The organism is Bradyrhizobium sp. C-145 (assembly GCF_023375135.1).
Lineage (GTDB): Bacteria > Pseudomonadota > Alphaproteobacteria > Rhizobiales > Xanthobacteraceae > Bradyrhizobium > Bradyrhizobium zhanjiangense.
In genome coordinates this window covers 8,892,952-8,906,657 of record NZ_CP088150.1, presented here as the reverse complement: position 1 = coordinate 8,906,657, position 13,706 = coordinate 8,892,952, and the positions used below count along the sequence as shown (strand labels likewise).

Annotated in this window: 13 protein-coding genes; 12 read left to right on the top strand and 1 reads right to left on the bottom strand. The window is 59.8% G+C overall.

Annotated features, from left to right (window positions below):
* Nucleotides 1-16 precede the first annotated feature (16 nt).
* From LRP30_RS41925 to LRP30_RS41875, 11 genes are all read left to right on the top strand, one after another.
* A complete protein-coding gene (locus LRP30_RS41925) occupies nt 17-1,537 on the top strand; it encodes an LUD domain-containing protein (protein WP_249761957.1) in 1,521 nt (506 codons plus the stop codon).
* Nucleotides 1,534-2,157: an LUD domain-containing protein gene (locus tag LRP30_RS41920; RefSeq protein WP_249758637.1), complete on the top strand. Its 624-nt coding sequence runs from the start codon at nt 1,534-1,536 to the stop codon at nt 2,155-2,157. Before LRP30_RS41925 ends, LRP30_RS41920 begins: the two co-directional genes overlap by 4 nt.
* Nucleotides 2,158-2,241: 84 nt before the next feature.
* A complete protein-coding gene (gene poxB / locus LRP30_RS41915) occupies nt 2,242-3,963 on the top strand; it encodes a ubiquinone-dependent pyruvate dehydrogenase (protein ID WP_249758636.1) in 1,722 nt (573 codons plus the stop codon).
* A 26-nt stretch (nt 3,964-3,989) separates the two neighbouring features.
* Nucleotides 3,990-5,393, top strand: coding sequence for a cytochrome ubiquinol oxidase subunit I (locus LRP30_RS41910; protein ID WP_249758635.1), 1,404 nt, complete (start codon nt 3,990-3,992; stop codon nt 5,391-5,393).
* On the top strand, nt 5,390-6,370 hold the full coding sequence (gene cydB / locus LRP30_RS41905; RefSeq protein ID WP_249758634.1) for a cytochrome d ubiquinol oxidase subunit II: 981 nt from the start codon (nt 5,390-5,392) through the stop codon (nt 6,368-6,370). Before LRP30_RS41910 ends, cydB begins: the two co-directional genes overlap by 4 nt.
* 122 nt (nt 6,371-6,492) lie before the next feature.
* A complete protein-coding gene (locus tag LRP30_RS41900) occupies nt 6,493-8,451 on the top strand; it encodes an FUSC family protein (protein WP_346016199.1) in 1,959 nt (652 codons plus the stop codon).
* A complete protein-coding gene (locus LRP30_RS41895; RefSeq protein WP_249758633.1) occupies nt 8,448-8,651 on the top strand; it encodes a DUF1656 domain-containing protein in 204 nt (67 codons plus the stop codon). The genes LRP30_RS41900 and LRP30_RS41895 overlap by 4 nt, the downstream gene beginning before the upstream one ends.
* Before the next feature lie 17 nt (nt 8,652-8,668).
* A complete protein-coding gene (locus LRP30_RS41890) occupies nt 8,669-9,946 on the top strand; it encodes an HlyD family secretion protein (protein ID WP_249761955.1) in 1,278 nt (425 codons plus the stop codon).
* A 236-nt stretch (nt 9,947-10,182) separates the two neighbouring features.
* A complete protein-coding gene (locus LRP30_RS41885) occupies nt 10,183-11,085 on the top strand; it encodes a hypothetical protein (protein ID WP_249758632.1) in 903 nt (300 codons plus the stop codon).
* Nucleotides 11,078-11,680 (top strand): chromate transporter, encoded by a 603-nt coding sequence (locus tag LRP30_RS41880; RefSeq protein ID WP_249758631.1) that lies wholly within the window; start codon nt 11,078-11,080, stop codon nt 11,678-11,680. The genes LRP30_RS41885 and LRP30_RS41880 overlap by 8 nt, the downstream gene beginning before the upstream one ends.
* A gap of 23 nt (nt 11,681-11,703) precedes the next feature.
* Nucleotides 11,704-12,201 carry a chromate transporter gene (locus tag LRP30_RS41875; RefSeq protein ID WP_249758630.1) on the top strand — a complete coding sequence of 166 codons (498 nt, stop codon included), beginning with the start codon at nt 11,704-11,706 and terminating at the stop codon, nt 12,199-12,201.
* Between the two features lie 13 nt (nt 12,202-12,214).
* Here the strand turns inward: LRP30_RS41875 and LRP30_RS41870 are convergent, their stop codons facing one another.
* Nucleotides 12,215-12,478 carry a hypothetical protein gene (locus LRP30_RS41870; protein WP_249758629.1) on the bottom strand — a complete coding sequence of 88 codons (264 nt, stop codon included), beginning with the start codon at nt 12,476-12,478 and terminating at the stop codon, nt 12,215-12,217.
* An 84-nt stretch (nt 12,479-12,562) separates the two neighbouring features.
* Between LRP30_RS41870 and LRP30_RS41865 the strand changes: the two genes are divergently transcribed.
* Nucleotides 12,563-13,639 carry an adenylate/guanylate cyclase domain-containing protein gene (locus LRP30_RS41865; RefSeq protein WP_249758628.1) on the top strand — a complete coding sequence of 359 codons (1,077 nt, stop codon included), beginning with the start codon at nt 12,563-12,565 and terminating at the stop codon, nt 13,637-13,639.
* The last annotated feature ends 67 nt before the right edge of the window (nt 13,640-13,706 follow it).

Sequence of the window (13,706 nt, the reverse complement as noted above, 5' to 3'; positions counted from 1 at the left end):
GCAAGCCGACAGCGCGATGTTGCATTCCGAGCTGAGGGCCGGGCCCGACCCGGACGCCATCATCCGCGACGGCCGCCGCCTAGATCACGCCGAAGGAACGTCGAAGGCGCTGCGGCCGGCTCCTGAACCGCAGCCGCGGGGCGCCAAAGTCCACGGCAACCGACCGATCGACCAGGCGGAGGCTGCCGCGCGCTTTATCGCTGCTACTGAACACGAGAAGATGCATGACGAGCGGCTCTGGGATCTGCGGCAAAAGCGCGACCGCGAGATGCATGGTATTGCCGAATGGGAGGAACTCAGATCGCTCGCTTCGGCGATCAAGGAACACACGCTCACCCATCTCGACGAGTATCTCGGCCAGTTCGAGGCCAATGCGCGATCGAACGGGATCCACGTGCATTGGGCGCGCGACGCCGCCGAGCACAACAAGATTGTGCACGGCATCCTGCGTGACCATGGTGCGAAGTCGTTGATCAAAAGCAAGTCGATGCTGACCGAGGAGTGCGGTTTCCGGCCTTACATGGCTTCCGTCGGGATCGAGGTCATCGAGACCGATCTGGGCGAACGCATCCAGCAGCTTGACAATGAGGATCCGAGCCATGTCGTGGTGCCGGCGGTTCACAAGCTGCGCAGCGATGTGGCGGACGTATTCTCACGTACAATTGGCACCGACCCTGGCAATAGTGACGTCCACTACCTGGCGGAAGCGCAACGGGAGGCGACGCGTCCGCTGATCCTCAACGCTGAAGCGGGCATGACGGGTGGCAATTTCGTGGTCGCGGAGACCGGAACATTCGTCGTCTGCACCAACGAGGGCAACGCCGATTTATCGGCCAACGTACCGAAGCTGCACATCGCCTCGATCGGCATTGAGAAGATTATTCCCCGCATGGAGCACCTGGCCGTGCTCGTCCGCCTCCTGTCGCGCAGCGCCCTCGGGTCGCCGATGACCCAGTACACCTCCCATTTCCGCGGACCTCGGGCGGGTGGCGAGATGCATGTGGTGCTCGTTGACAACGGCCGATCCGGGCGCCTCGGCCTGGAGCAGTTCTGGACGTCCCTGAAGTGCATTCGCTGCGGCGCCTGCATGAACACGTGTCCGGTCTATCGCCGCAGCGGGGGCCTGAGCTACGGCGCCACCTATTCTGGCCCGATCGGTCTCATCATCGATCCCACCTTCAACGCGCGGAAATACAGCAACCTGCCATTCGCCTCCTCGCTTAACGGCAGTTGCACCAATGTCTGCCCGGTGAAGATCAACATCCACGAGCAGATCTATGCGTGGCGGCGGGTTCTCGTGAATCAGCATGAGGTACCGCTCGTCAAAAAGGCCGCCATGAAGGCTGCCGGCGCGGTGTTGTCCCGGCCCGCGGCCTACCGCGCCGCGGTTGCCTCGGCCGAAACGGCGCTCGCCCATCTGCCGCGTTTCGTCATCTACAACGGCCTCAATGCCTGGGGGAAGCACCGCGAACTGCCGCATCCGGCCCAGCAAACCTTCCACAACTGGTATCAGGCAAATCGAGGCGCGAAGCCATGACGAGTCGCGACGACATCCTGGCTTCGATCCGAGCCAATCTACCACGTTTGGACCGGCCTCTGCCTGACGTCCCTTTCTTCGACAGCGACCCACCGGCTTCGCTTCTGTCTGCTTTCAAGGACAATCTGCACCGCATGGGCGGCGTATTCCTCGATCCGCCAACCTCCGGTGATATCCTGGCGCCGGTGCGGACGAACATCGCCGATGCAAAAGTCGTATGCTCTACCGTGCCGGAGATCGAGGGCAACCGGGATATCGCTGACGTCGGTGCGCCGCGGGATCTCGCGGATATCGATTTTGCCATCGTCCGGGCATCATTCGCGGTCGCGGAGACCGGCTCCGTCCTGCTGAGCGATGCCGATCTTCACGTCAACGGGGTCGCCTACCTCGCGCAACACCTGATCGTGCTGCTCGATCCCGCCGACATCGTCGTCAACCTGCACCACGCCTATCGCCGGCCCGAATTCAGCGACAGGCACTATGCCAGCTTCCACACCGGCCCGTCCGCGACGGCGGATATCGAAGGTGTGCTCATCCACGGCGCGCAGGGCGTGCGCTCGCTTTCCGTCCTGCCGGTTGCGCGCGCAGAGAGCAAACTCGTTCCGCTGAAACGGAAGTGAGATCATCGCCGGCGGTTCACCGCCGGAGAACAGAGAAACGGCCCGAGTTCGACATTGGAACCGCGCGATAGGAAAGAACAATCAATGAGCAAAACTGCATCCGAATATCTGGTCGAAACCCTCGAGAAGACGGGCGTGAAGCGCGTCTACGGTGTGGTTGGCGACTCCCTCAACGGTGTTTCCGACGCGCTGCGGCGAAGAAAATCGATCGATTGGATCCACATGCGCCATGAGGAAGCTGCAGCTTTCGCGGCGGGGGCCGAAGCTCATCTCACCGGAAACCTTGCCGTATGCGCCGGCAGCTGTGGTCCCGGCAATCTGCATCTGATCAATGGTCTGTTCGATTGCCAGCGCAGCGGCGTGCCGGTCCTCGCGATTGCCTCCCATATTCCGAGCAGCGAGATCGGGATCGACTATTTTCAGGCGACCCATCCCGAGAGCCTGTTCAAGGAATGTAGTCACTACGTCGAACTCGTTTCGAGTGCCAATCAGCTTCCACAGATCCTCAAGCGGGCCATCCGGGTCGCGATCGCAAAAAGAGGTGTTGCGGTCATCGTGTTACCGGGTGACGTCGCGCTGACGAAGATCGACGCTGATGTCCCGGAATGGATGGTGCCGGCTGCGCCGGTGCTCCGCCCGGGCGCGACCGAGATCGAGCAATTGGCAGGCCTTCTCAACGAAGCATCACGGGTGACATTATTCTGCGGCGCGGGCTGTGCAGGTGCGCACGCGCAAATCATCGAACTGGCCCGCAAACTCAAGGCACCCATTGTGCACTCCTTTCGCGGCAAGGAATTCATTGAATACGACAATCCCTACGATGTCGGGATGACCGGGCTCGTGGGCTTTGCGTCAGGCTACGCGGCGATGAAGAATTGCGACGCTCTGCTGATGCTCGGGACCGATTTCCCCTACCGCGCGTTCTATCCGGAAAACGCAAAGATCGCGCAGGTGGATGTGCGGCCGGAAGCGCTCGGCAATCGCTGTTCGCTTCACCTCGGCCTGCTCGGGACTGTCAGGGATACGCTGGATGCCGTCTTGCCGGTGGTCAAGGAGAAGACGGACTCCAGCCATCTCAACGATGCTTTGATCGATTACAAGAAGGCCAGGAAAGCTCTCGACTCGCTGGCGGAGAGCGGCCCGAACAGCAATATCATCCATCCGCAATATGTGACTCGCCTGGTGAGTGAACTCGCCGCCGACGATGCGGTATTCACCTGCGACGTCGGAACCCCGATCATCTGGACCGCGCGCTATCTGAAAGTCAACGGCAGGCGGCGAATCATCGGTTCGTTCAATCACGGATCGATGGCGAATGCGATGTTGCAGGCGATCGGCGCGCAAGCGACCTATCCGGATCGCCAGGTCATCTCGATGTCGGGCGACGGCGGCTTCAGCATGATGATGGGAGATTTTCTCACGCTGACCCAGATGGGGCTCCCGGTAAAGGTGATCGTCCTCAACAACGGGACGCTCGGCTTTGTCGAAATGGAGATGAAGGCCAACGGATTCCTCGACACCGGCTGTGACCTCAAGAATCCGAATTTTGCTCTGATGGCAGATGCCATGGGCGTCCGCGGCATCCGGGTTGAGAAGCCGCAGGAGTTGAAGGCGGCCATCGAGACCGCGCTCGCACACAAGGGCCCGGTCCTGCTGGACGTGGTGAGTGCCCGACAGGAGCTCGCCATGCCGCCCAAGACGACCGTCGATGAGGCCTACCACTTCGGGATGTTCACGATGAAGGCGGTTCTTGATGGCCGCGCGGCTCAACTCATCGACCTTGCGAAGGTCAATCTAACTCGCTGAGCTTCGGCAGTAACGGGAGCGATAACATGATGTGGACCGCGCTTCTGCTGTCTCGCGTGCAGTTTGCCTTCACGGTGTCGTTTCACATCATTTTTCCGTCATTCACGATCGGGCTTGCTGCGTGGCTGGTTGTGCTCGAGGCGTTCCACATGTTCACCGGGAAGCCGGTGTATCGTCGTCTCTTCGAATTCTGGCTCAGGATATTCGGCGTGACGTTTGGGCTCGGTGTCGTCTCCGGGATCGTGCTCGCGTTCGAATTCGGAATGAACTGGAGCCGGCTATCGGAGGTGACAGGCCCCATTCAGGGGCCGTTGCTGGTGTACGAGAGCTTCACGGCATTTGCCCTGGAGGCTTCGTTCTTTGGTGTGTTGATCTTCGGGCGAGGCCGGGTGCCGCCGCTGGTCTACCTGGTCTCGACCATGTTGGTGGCGCTTGGCACGACCTTCAGCGCCTTCTGGATCATGGTGAACAACAGCTGGATGCAGGCTCCGGCAGGCTACGCAATGGAGAACGGCATCTTCGTCCCGACCGATTGGAAGGCAATCATCTTCAGTCCGGTCGTATGGGTCCGCTTTCCTCACATGCTGGTCGCGGCCTATCTGACCGGGGCGTTCTGTGTCGCCGCGACCGGCGCATGGTATCGCTTGCGCGGCACCTACGCGGTGGAAGGCAGGCTGATGCTGCGAATGGGTCTGTTCCTGGCGACGGTTCTCGTTCCGGTGCAACTGTTTCTGGGTCACTTGAACGGGGATTACGTTCACGAGAAACAGCCCGCGAAATTTGCGGCCATCGAAGGCCGCTGGCATGACGAACAGCCTGCCGGCGAGGTTCTCATCGCCATTCCGGATGAAGCGAAGGAAGAAAATCATTTCGAGCTGAAGATTCCATATCTCGGCAGCCTTATCGCCTCGATGCGGCTCGACTCCAAGGAGGTTGGGTTGACCAGTTTTTCGAAGGAAGATCGGCCGCCCGTGGCGATTCCGTTCTTTGCCTTTCGGGTGATGGTCGGATGCGGGCTTTTGATGATGGCGGTGGCGTGGCTGGGTTCTTTCCAACTTGTGGTCGACCGCAAGAGGGGAGAGCGGTTGCTGCTGTGGGCGACCTTCCTGAGCTTTCCGCTTCCGTTCATCGCGACGCTAACGGGATGGTTCACCGCGGAAGTCGGTCGCCAGCCCTGGAGCGTGTACGGCGCGCTTAGGACGGCTGACGCGGTCACGCCGACGCTGACGGCTCAGGCCGTAGTGATTTCGCTGACCATTTTCGTCACTGTTTATCTGATCATCTTCAGCTTCGGAACGCTCTATGTCTATCGTCTCTTGAGGGCCGGACCCGTCGGAAAGGGGCCCATCGTTGGCGTCAATTCCAAGCGCCCGCTTGCTGTGATCGGCGCCCCGATTCCGGAGACCACAGAAGGAGGGAGCCGGGCATGATTCTGTTCTGGGCAAGCCTGCTGGCGGTTACCACATTGCTCTATGTGTTGCTGGATGGCTTTGATCTTGGTGTCGGCATCCTGTTTGGGTTTGCTGACGAACCCAATCGACGCAAGATGCTCGGCGCTATCTCGCCGGTCTGGGACGGCAACGAGACCTGGCTGGTCATCACCGGCACGGTGCTGTTCGGCGCCTTTCCGGCGGCCTATGCCGCGCTGCTGTCGGCGTTTTATCTCCCGCTCGTGTTGATGTTGTGTGCATTGATATTGCGCGGCGTCGCGTTCGAGTTTCGATACAAGGCGATCGGCTTTCGCAGGTTCTGGGACTTGGGTTTTGTGGGGGGATCGGTGGCGGCGACCTTTATTCAGGGGATGACGGTCGGCGCTTTGGTCGAGGGCCTACCCATGAAGGATGTTCACTATATCGGCGGGACGTTTGGCTGGTTCAGCCCTTTCGCAGCGCTTTGCGGATTTGGGCTCGTGCTTGGCTACAGCCTCCTCGGCGCAAGCTGGCTCGTCTGGAAGTGCGAAGGACCGATAAGGGAACGTGCCTACCAGTTGCTGCCTGTGCTGACCGTCGGCGTCCTTGCTTTTCTCGCCACGGCCTTTGTGCTGGCGCTCGCTATGCATCTCAATTTGATGAGCCGCTGGTTCGAGCGTCCGTATCTCCTGATCTTCCCACTGATCGGAGCGATATCCGCGGTTTGCTTGCTCAAGAGCGCGGAGCGGCGGAATGACTCGGCGCCGTTCCGGTTCTCGGCGCTGATCTTCATGGCAGCCTTCGGCACCTTGGCCTGCTCTTTTTGGCCATTCATGATTCCGTTCTCGCTCACGGTCGAGCAAGCAGCGTCGCCTCCGGCAAGTCTGAACTTCATCTTTTGGGGGGCCGGCCTCTTCGTAATGCCGATCACGCTCGTATACACGTTCGTGGTCTACAGGCTCTTTCGCGGAAAAGTGGCGGATGTGGGTTACGAATAGAACGACAACTCGGGCCGTTACGTTTTAACGAGCAACGAAAATCGCAAGATGATGGCAGCCATGTCAGCCTGCGCGCGACGCACAGCTCAACACTGCAATCCACGTGAAAGTCGGAGAGCACTTTGAGCACTACCATAGACAGTCGCCCAATGACTTTTGCGGGGTTTCCGGCAAGCTCGTGGGCCTTCGCGATCAGGATCTGGCTGGCTATCGTCGTGGCGCTCTATGTGGGTTTCTGGCTCGAATTGGAGGCGCCGTCTTCTGCAGCGGTAACCGTCGCCGTCCTCGCGCTGCCCACCCGCGGCCAGGCGCTGGAAAAGGCGGCGTTTCGGCTGATTGCGACCGTCATCGGTGTGGCGGCATCGGTCGCCATCGTTGGCATGTTTGTTCAGACCGGAGCCCTGCTTCTCGGCGCATTCGCGGCGTGGTTGGGAATTTGTGTCTATGCGGTGGGTCTGCTGGACGGCAATCGTGCCTACGCCGCTGCGCTCAGCGGTTACACGGTCGCAATTATCGCAGTTCAGCAGATCGATAACCCTCAGCACGTCTTCGAATCCGGCGTAGCGCGCGGCGCCGCCATCGCCGTCGGCATTCTCGTCGTCACGGTCATCAACGATCTCCTCGTTGCGCCGGATCAGCATCCACGCCTGGCCGCTCAACTCGAAGCCCTTCGGCGCCGCCTGACCGGCTACGCAGAACGCGTTCTGGGCGGAGAACCCGTGCCTGCAATGACAACCGCGAGATTGTTGCGTGAAATCGCCGCGCAGCGCCCTGATATCAACAGTCTCGCTGCGGAGTCGAGCAATGGTCCGGCGAGAAGCGCTGCCGCCCGTGATGCGATGGTAGGGATGGTAGCCGAGTTGTTCGCAATACGTGCCCTTGAGCTGTTGCCGGTATCCGCTCCCCCTGGGGAGCGCGAGCAGGTCGTTGCACAATTGGAGGCGAATTCCAACGGCTTAGTCGCATCGCCGCACGGAGCGCTTTCAATCGAGCGCGACATGGATTCGCGCGACCTGTTGGCGTCAGCGTCGCTTTGGTTCACCGAACGTATGCTCCGAATGGATGGTGAAGTGCGGGAAAGCCTCACGGCGCTCGTCGCCGGCACGCGCTCGTCAAGAGCCTGGCGCGCGCCTCTGTATCGTTCCCGTCGTATTGCGGCCGAGTCCGGCGTACGAGCAGCCGCCTGCTTCCTGCTGGTGGCAACCTTCTTCGCGCTCAGCGGCTGGTCCACGACCGAGGTGTCGCTGTCGTTCGTCGCGATCATCATCGGGCTGCGGGCCACGACCCCTGATCCGCGGGCCTTCACGACGATCGCGGTTGTGGTTGCGCCCCTCGCATCACTGATGGCCGGCATACTGGAGTTCGTCGTTCTGGACGGCGCCACGGCGTTTCCCCTGCTGGCGATCGCGCTGGCCCCCTTCATGATCGGTGCCGCGCTCCTGATGACCGTGCCGAATCGGATCGTATCGGCACTTGGCCGGCTCAATCTCGTCTTCATCCTGGTTCTTTTCGCGCCCAGCAATCCGGAAACCTACAATCCGCAGACATTTCTGTTTTCCGTTCTCTTCCTCGTGCTCGCGACCAGCCTTCTGTTCGCTGCGGATATTCTTATTCCTCCGGTATCACCTGACCGCCACCGCGAGTGGCTGCTGGCGTCAGCACGTCGGGATCTCAGGCGCTTCCCATCTTGGCAAAACCAGGAGCTTGCCCCGGAGGAGGCGATGTTTCGCGACGCAGGCCGGATCGCGGAAATTCTGGCCGTTGGCGGCAGTACGCCAGAGCATCAGGCGGCTGTGGAAGAGGCGATGACTCGCTTTGACCAGGCGGCGGCCCTTCGCGTCAGCCAGCTGGAGCTGGATCGCCTGATGCGGGGTCCGTTGCGGGCGGAGGCCTGCGCCGCGCACGCGGCGCTCGGGCGGCGGGATCCCGCATCCTTGATTGCCGCTGCCGAAGCGCTGCGCCAGGGCGCGTCCCTCAGGGACGTTACCGTCGCCGGTGCCAGCGCGGCGCTCGTCCTCGCAAGTGTTGCGTTCACTCCGCCGCGTTCCGGTGTGGAATCCCTTGCGGAGACATCATCATGACGCAGACCTTTCGGGAACTGATCATTGGCGGCGTGTTGGTCGCACCCATCATTTCCTATGTCCTGATGGCAGTCGCGATCATCATGGTGCTGCGTCCCGTTTTGCACTTCATGCGATTTCCCAGTTTTTTCAGCAATCCGCCGATCGCAGAGCTCAGCCTCTATGTCGCGATCGTCGGGCTGCTGGTGCTAACGGTTTGAAGGAGACAAACGTGGGAATGCCCACCTCTGAAGATCGCGCCGCAACGCGGGATGCGCAAATCACTGCAACGCAGGATCATGTGAGCGCAAGCCCGGATCCAGCTCCGGTGCACAAGTCCGTGGGACGCAACCAGCCCGAGATCGCCCGTGATAGACAGCAGGTTTCGTCGGCTCCCGTTTCTCCAGGGCGTCATGGCGCCGCGAGTTTCCTCGCTTCGCTTGGCAAGCGTCTTGCCACACTGGCCATCTCATTTGTCGCGCTTTTGATTGCCCTTCTCACCTGGCAGCAATATGTGATGGCCCCCTGGACACGGGATGGCACCGTACGAGTACAGGTTGCGAACGTCTCACCTCAGATATCGGGTCAGATCAACGATATACGGGTCGTCGACAACCAGTATGTCCACAAGGGTGAAGTACTATACACCATCGAGCCGTTTGATTTTGAAGTAGCGCAGCGGACCGGCGTTGCGACGGTCCAGCAGCGAGCCGCCGATCTCCAGGTTAAGCAGGTCGAGTCCGAACGCCGTCAGCACTTGACCAACTTGGCCACCACGGCCGAAGAGCAGCAAATCTTTGCCGGCAACGCCGTTCAGGCAAAGGCCGCGCTCGACGCCGCGCAACAGCAACTCGCGCAAGCAGAGATCAACTTGAAGAGGACGAGCGTCGTCAGTCCCGTTAATGGTTACGTCACCAATTTGCTGATGCGCGTTGGCGATTTTGCGCATGCCGGGACAAGTAATATTTCGGTCATTGATGCCGACAGCTTCTGGATCGACGGCTATTTCGAAGAGACGAAGCTGGCACGTGTCTGTGTCGGCGATCGCGCCGAAGCAAAACTGATGGGCTATGGCCAGCCGGTCACCGGACGTGTGGGCACGGTGACCCGTGGCATCAGCGTGTCGAACGCGGCCGCGGGCGCGCAAGGGCTGCCCAATGTCGACCCGGTCTATACCTGGGTGCGGCTCGCGCAACGCGTGCCGGTTCGCATTTCGATCGACACAGTCCCGTCTGGCGTGCCGCTGGTGTCCGGGATGACTGCAACGATTACGGTACGACCGGCAGCAGAGGTTGCTCGTCTTAACTTGTTCGATCACATGCACAAATATGTCGTGGATCATCTCACAGAACTCTTCAACGACCCGTTGCCGCGCCCAAATTGCCTCCCGGTAATGACCACGCAAAGCGTCCCGACGGAATCCATTCCTGCAGAAACGGTACCGGGAGCCATGTCACCTGGGCAAATCAATCCGGGACTCGCGCCGGGCATGAATTTGCCACCGCGCAATCGCTGATGTCGCGCCATGCGGTCCAGTTTCATGCTCGCTTGCGGCGCATCGGCGACACGTTCACAGGCAACGTGTGCTGTCTTGGGATGTAAGGCCGGTCAAGACTTGCGGCTTCCAATCCGATCTCGAAGCGCACGTCGTTTATCGAGGCACTTGGATGCAAATCGTCGCAATCGCGTCCAAGCTTGTATCCCCGCGAAAGGGCATACTGTTATCGCGAATAGTCTAATCAAAGGAAAGCCATGAGCAACGCGCCGTATGTGTCTGGAGCGGCGGCGACCTATGCCGATGGTGTGCCATTCAACCGGGTGCAATATCTAGAAGCGAAGCTCATCCTGAAGCCGGACGATTTCACGTCAGTGAAGAGTTTGCGCGATTTCGGCAAGATCGTCCGGCGAACAGCGAAGCAGGTCGGCGTCGGTTTCATCGAGGACAAGAAAGCCGATTCCAGACCAGAAATCAGAGAAATTGTCTTCCTCGATACACCCGACTTTGCGCTCTACACCAACGCGTTCATTCTGCGTCGGCGGATCTCCTACGTGGACGGCTTTCCCGTGGGCGATCCTGAGATCGTGTTCAAATTTCGTCATCCCAATGAGCAGAAGGCGGCGGCCCTGGATGTCCGCCCGCGGATCGACGGCAAGTACCGGATCAAGTTCAAGGCGGAGGCGCTGCCTTTGAAGGATGAGATCGGGGGCTATCGGATCCTTTATTCACACAACTGCCAGTTCGCACTGAGCCAAACACATGCACAAGATAAGATATCCATCGCCACGCTGGACAAGGTCTTCCCACCGTTGACCAGATTGAAGCGGCCTGGCAGGGAATGGGTCGGCCTGGTTAATGAAGGAATTGTCGAGGAAGTTCTCCTTCCACTGGGCAGCCTGGATTTAGGAAAGGGGTTGGCAGCCAAATGCGACGTCGCCGTGTGGCGCACTCGTGGTGAGCAGTTGCCGCTAGTGGGGGAGTTTGCGTTTCAGCTCAAGTTCGATCGAAAGGAAGCCATCGCAGCGAAGCAGAAAAAGCTCGCGGCTCAGCTTTACACCACGTTGCAGCGCGAGGTCGCGGGATGGCTTGCACTCGGCGTGACAAAAACTGCCACGGTCTATCGGCTCAAGGGAGCTGCGCCACAGAGCCATGAATGAGATCGACGCAAAGCCGCAGGTAACCGGCCACGAGGTAACGTCCGTGAGCGTTTCGCTCGGCCGAGTATTCCTTGAATTTCTGATCATCGGCGCGAGCAGCTTCGGCGGTGTCGTGCCCTATCTGCGCGGCCGTCTTGTGACCAAGTTGCAATGGCTGCGAGACAGGGAATTCGTCGAGCTTTTGTCGATCAGCCAGAGCCTTCCCGGCTTGAACGCTACGAATATGGCAATTCTGGTCGGGCAGAAATTAAGCGGAGCGCTGGGCGCAATCGCTGCTGTTCTCGGGATGTGTCTGCCGGGCGGTGTGCTGATGTTCATCGCCGGTATCGTCTACCGGGCGCACGGTGACCACATGTGGGCGACGGCCGCGTTAAAAGGGATTGCAGCAGCGTCGGTCGGATTAATTCTCTCCACCGTGGTGCAGTTGAGCAGGAGGTCGTTTGCGCTGCGGATTGACTTCGTCTTCGTCGCGTTGACCGTGATTGCCGTTGATCTCTTGCATCAATCCGTGCTGCGGACGCTGATCGTCGTAGGTCTCATGGCAATTCTCTGGCATCGGCCTCGCAACGAGGGAAAGGCGGAGGCGGTACAATAAGCGAGCTTCCGGCACTTTTGCGCGTGTTCGCGTATCTGTCCCTGCTGACTGTTGGCGGGGGGACGGCGGCATTCCCAGAAATGAAGACCTTGACCGTCGATGTGCATGAGTGGCTGAGCTTTCCGCAGTTGATCCATTTGTACAGCGTGGGGCAGTTGGCGCCCGGTCCCAACATGATGATGATCGTTCCCATAGGGGACTGGGCGGGTGGCCCGCTGGGCTCGATCTTCGTGCTGATCGCGTTCTTCGGACCGTCGGCGCTGCTAACGTTCGCGGTCGGGCGGTGCTGGATAAAACTCGAGAGGTGGCCATGGCGGACATCCATCCAACGGGGGCTTGCACCAGTCTCGATCGGGCTCCTTTTGGCCGGATGCTTTACCATGGCGAAAGGCGCGATCGTCGGGATTGAAACCGCAGCGATCGCTGCCGGCGTCCTGCTGATCCTGCTGCAAACCAGATTCAATCCGGCGTTGCTGATTCTAGGCGCGGCTGTGGTCGGGGTGCTTTCGTTCGACCGATGAGAGAGTGCGTTCTTCAACGGAAGAAAGATGTGGTTTGTGCGATGAACAGGGCGGGCGACAGACGACCTGTGCCGAGTTGCTCTGTACGCCGCTGTTTGTCGATGTGAGCCGTTCCTGCATCCGCCAAGCGGTCTCCATCGAGTTCTCCTTGCCGATTGATCTTTGAGAGGATGCCGACGTTAGATGGCGGCATTTCGGCTGTCTGAACGGAGACACAGTTTGCAGCAAGTGTGGTTACAAGTCGCACTTTCGCACAAAAATGATCACGAACGATCAAGATCGGTTCGGGCGTGTGCGTACCCTGGAAACCACGTCCTGTGCGGGCCTCAAGCCGATCCGGCCAACAAAGAGCGACGACATAATGCTGCGCTATCTTGCCTGTCTGAGCTCCTATCCCGTGGCGGCGGGGCTCGCGGTCGGAATTTTTCTCATCGACACGCTGACGTCCCTCCACTTTGCAGTGGCATCCCTCTATGTGATCGTCGTGTTGATTGCCGCTCATGATCGTCGTCGTCGTGCCATCGTGATCGCGGGCGTGATCTGTGCACTTCTTACGGTCGTCAGCTATGTGCTCATGCACGGACTTGAGGAGGATGGAGCCGCCCCGTTGCGATTTGCCGTGAGTCTGGTTTCGATCCTGATCGCCACCATCCTGGTGCTACGGAACGTTTCGGCAAACCTGCGCGTCGAGGCAGTGGAGCGGGAGCGGGCAAACCTCGCTCGCTTCTTCTCGCCGAAAATTATCGACCAGCTGGTCGACATTTATACGCCGTTTTCCTTCGCTCGCCGACAGTCTGCTGCTGTCCTGTTTGCCGACATGATAGGCTTTACCGCATATTCGTCGGGAAAGCCGCCGGACCTTATCATCGGCTTGCTGCGCGACGTGCTTCAGCTCCTGAGCGAGGCGGTTTTCTCCAATGACGGGTCAGTCGACAAATATCTGGGCGACGGGCTGATGGCGTTTTTCGGGCCACCACTGACGAGCGGGCGGGATGCCACGAATGCGGCACTGTGCGCTCTAGAAATCGTGAACGCGATCGAATGCTGGAATGATCGCCGTACCCGCTGCAACGAAGATCCCGTCCGCATCGCCGTCGGCATTCATTACGGCGACGTTGTGCAGGGAGATGTCGGCAGTGAGAGGCGGCTCGAATTGACTTTGGTCGGGGACACCGTGAATATCGCAAGCCGCGTCGAAGCCTATTGCCGGATTCTCGATGCCCCGTTGCTGGTTACCGGTGAATTCAGGGACGCTCTGCTGGCAGAGGGGAGTCTAGATTTGGCGAAAGCCTTTGTCGACGAAGGTCCCCACATGTTGCGAGGCTGCAAGGAACCGATCCGCCTCTTTAGCATGAAAAGAGAGCCAAAATCTCAAGTGACCATGGACCTTCGAGATATTCCAGAGAAAATTCGCGAACTTGACCAGCGACGAGTCTGAGAAGCGGCTTGGTACCGCCAGCTTGCGATTCGCTGCGATCTCCTGCCGGCCAACATAGTGCCGGAAT

What these genes read in the sequence shown, in the direction of transcription:
- LRP30_RS41885 (WP_249758632.1), top strand. Translation starts at nt 10,183, where the DNA reads ATGAGCAACGCGCCGTATGTGTCTGGAGCGGCGGCGACCTATGCCGAT.
- LRP30_RS41865 (WP_249758628.1), top strand. Translation starts at nt 12,563, where the DNA reads ATGCTGCGCTATCTTGCCTGTCTGAGCTCCTATCCCGTGGCGGCGGGG.
- LRP30_RS41920 (WP_249758637.1), top strand. Translation starts at nt 1,534, where the DNA reads ATGACGAGTCGCGACGACATCCTGGCTTCGATCCGAGCCAATCTACCA.
- LRP30_RS41925 (WP_249761957.1), top strand. Translation starts at nt 17, where the DNA reads ATGTTGCATTCCGAGCTGAGGGCCGGGCCCGACCCGGACGCCATCATC.
- LRP30_RS41880 (WP_249758631.1), top strand. Translation starts at nt 11,078, where the DNA reads ATGAATGAGATCGACGCAAAGCCGCAGGTAACCGGCCACGAGGTAACG.
- poxB (WP_249758636.1), top strand. Translation starts at nt 2,242, where the DNA reads ATGAGCAAAACTGCATCCGAATATCTGGTCGAAACCCTCGAGAAGACG.
- cydB (WP_249758634.1), top strand. Translation starts at nt 5,390, where the DNA reads ATGATTCTGTTCTGGGCAAGCCTGCTGGCGGTTACCACATTGCTCTAT.
- LRP30_RS41895 (WP_249758633.1), top strand. Translation starts at nt 8,448, where the DNA reads ATGACGCAGACCTTTCGGGAACTGATCATTGGCGGCGTGTTGGTCGCA.
- LRP30_RS41890 (WP_249761955.1), top strand. Translation starts at nt 8,669, where the DNA reads ATGCCCACCTCTGAAGATCGCGCCGCAACGCGGGATGCGCAAATCACT.
- LRP30_RS41910 (WP_249758635.1), top strand. Translation starts at nt 3,990, where the DNA reads ATGATGTGGACCGCGCTTCTGCTGTCTCGCGTGCAGTTTGCCTTCACG.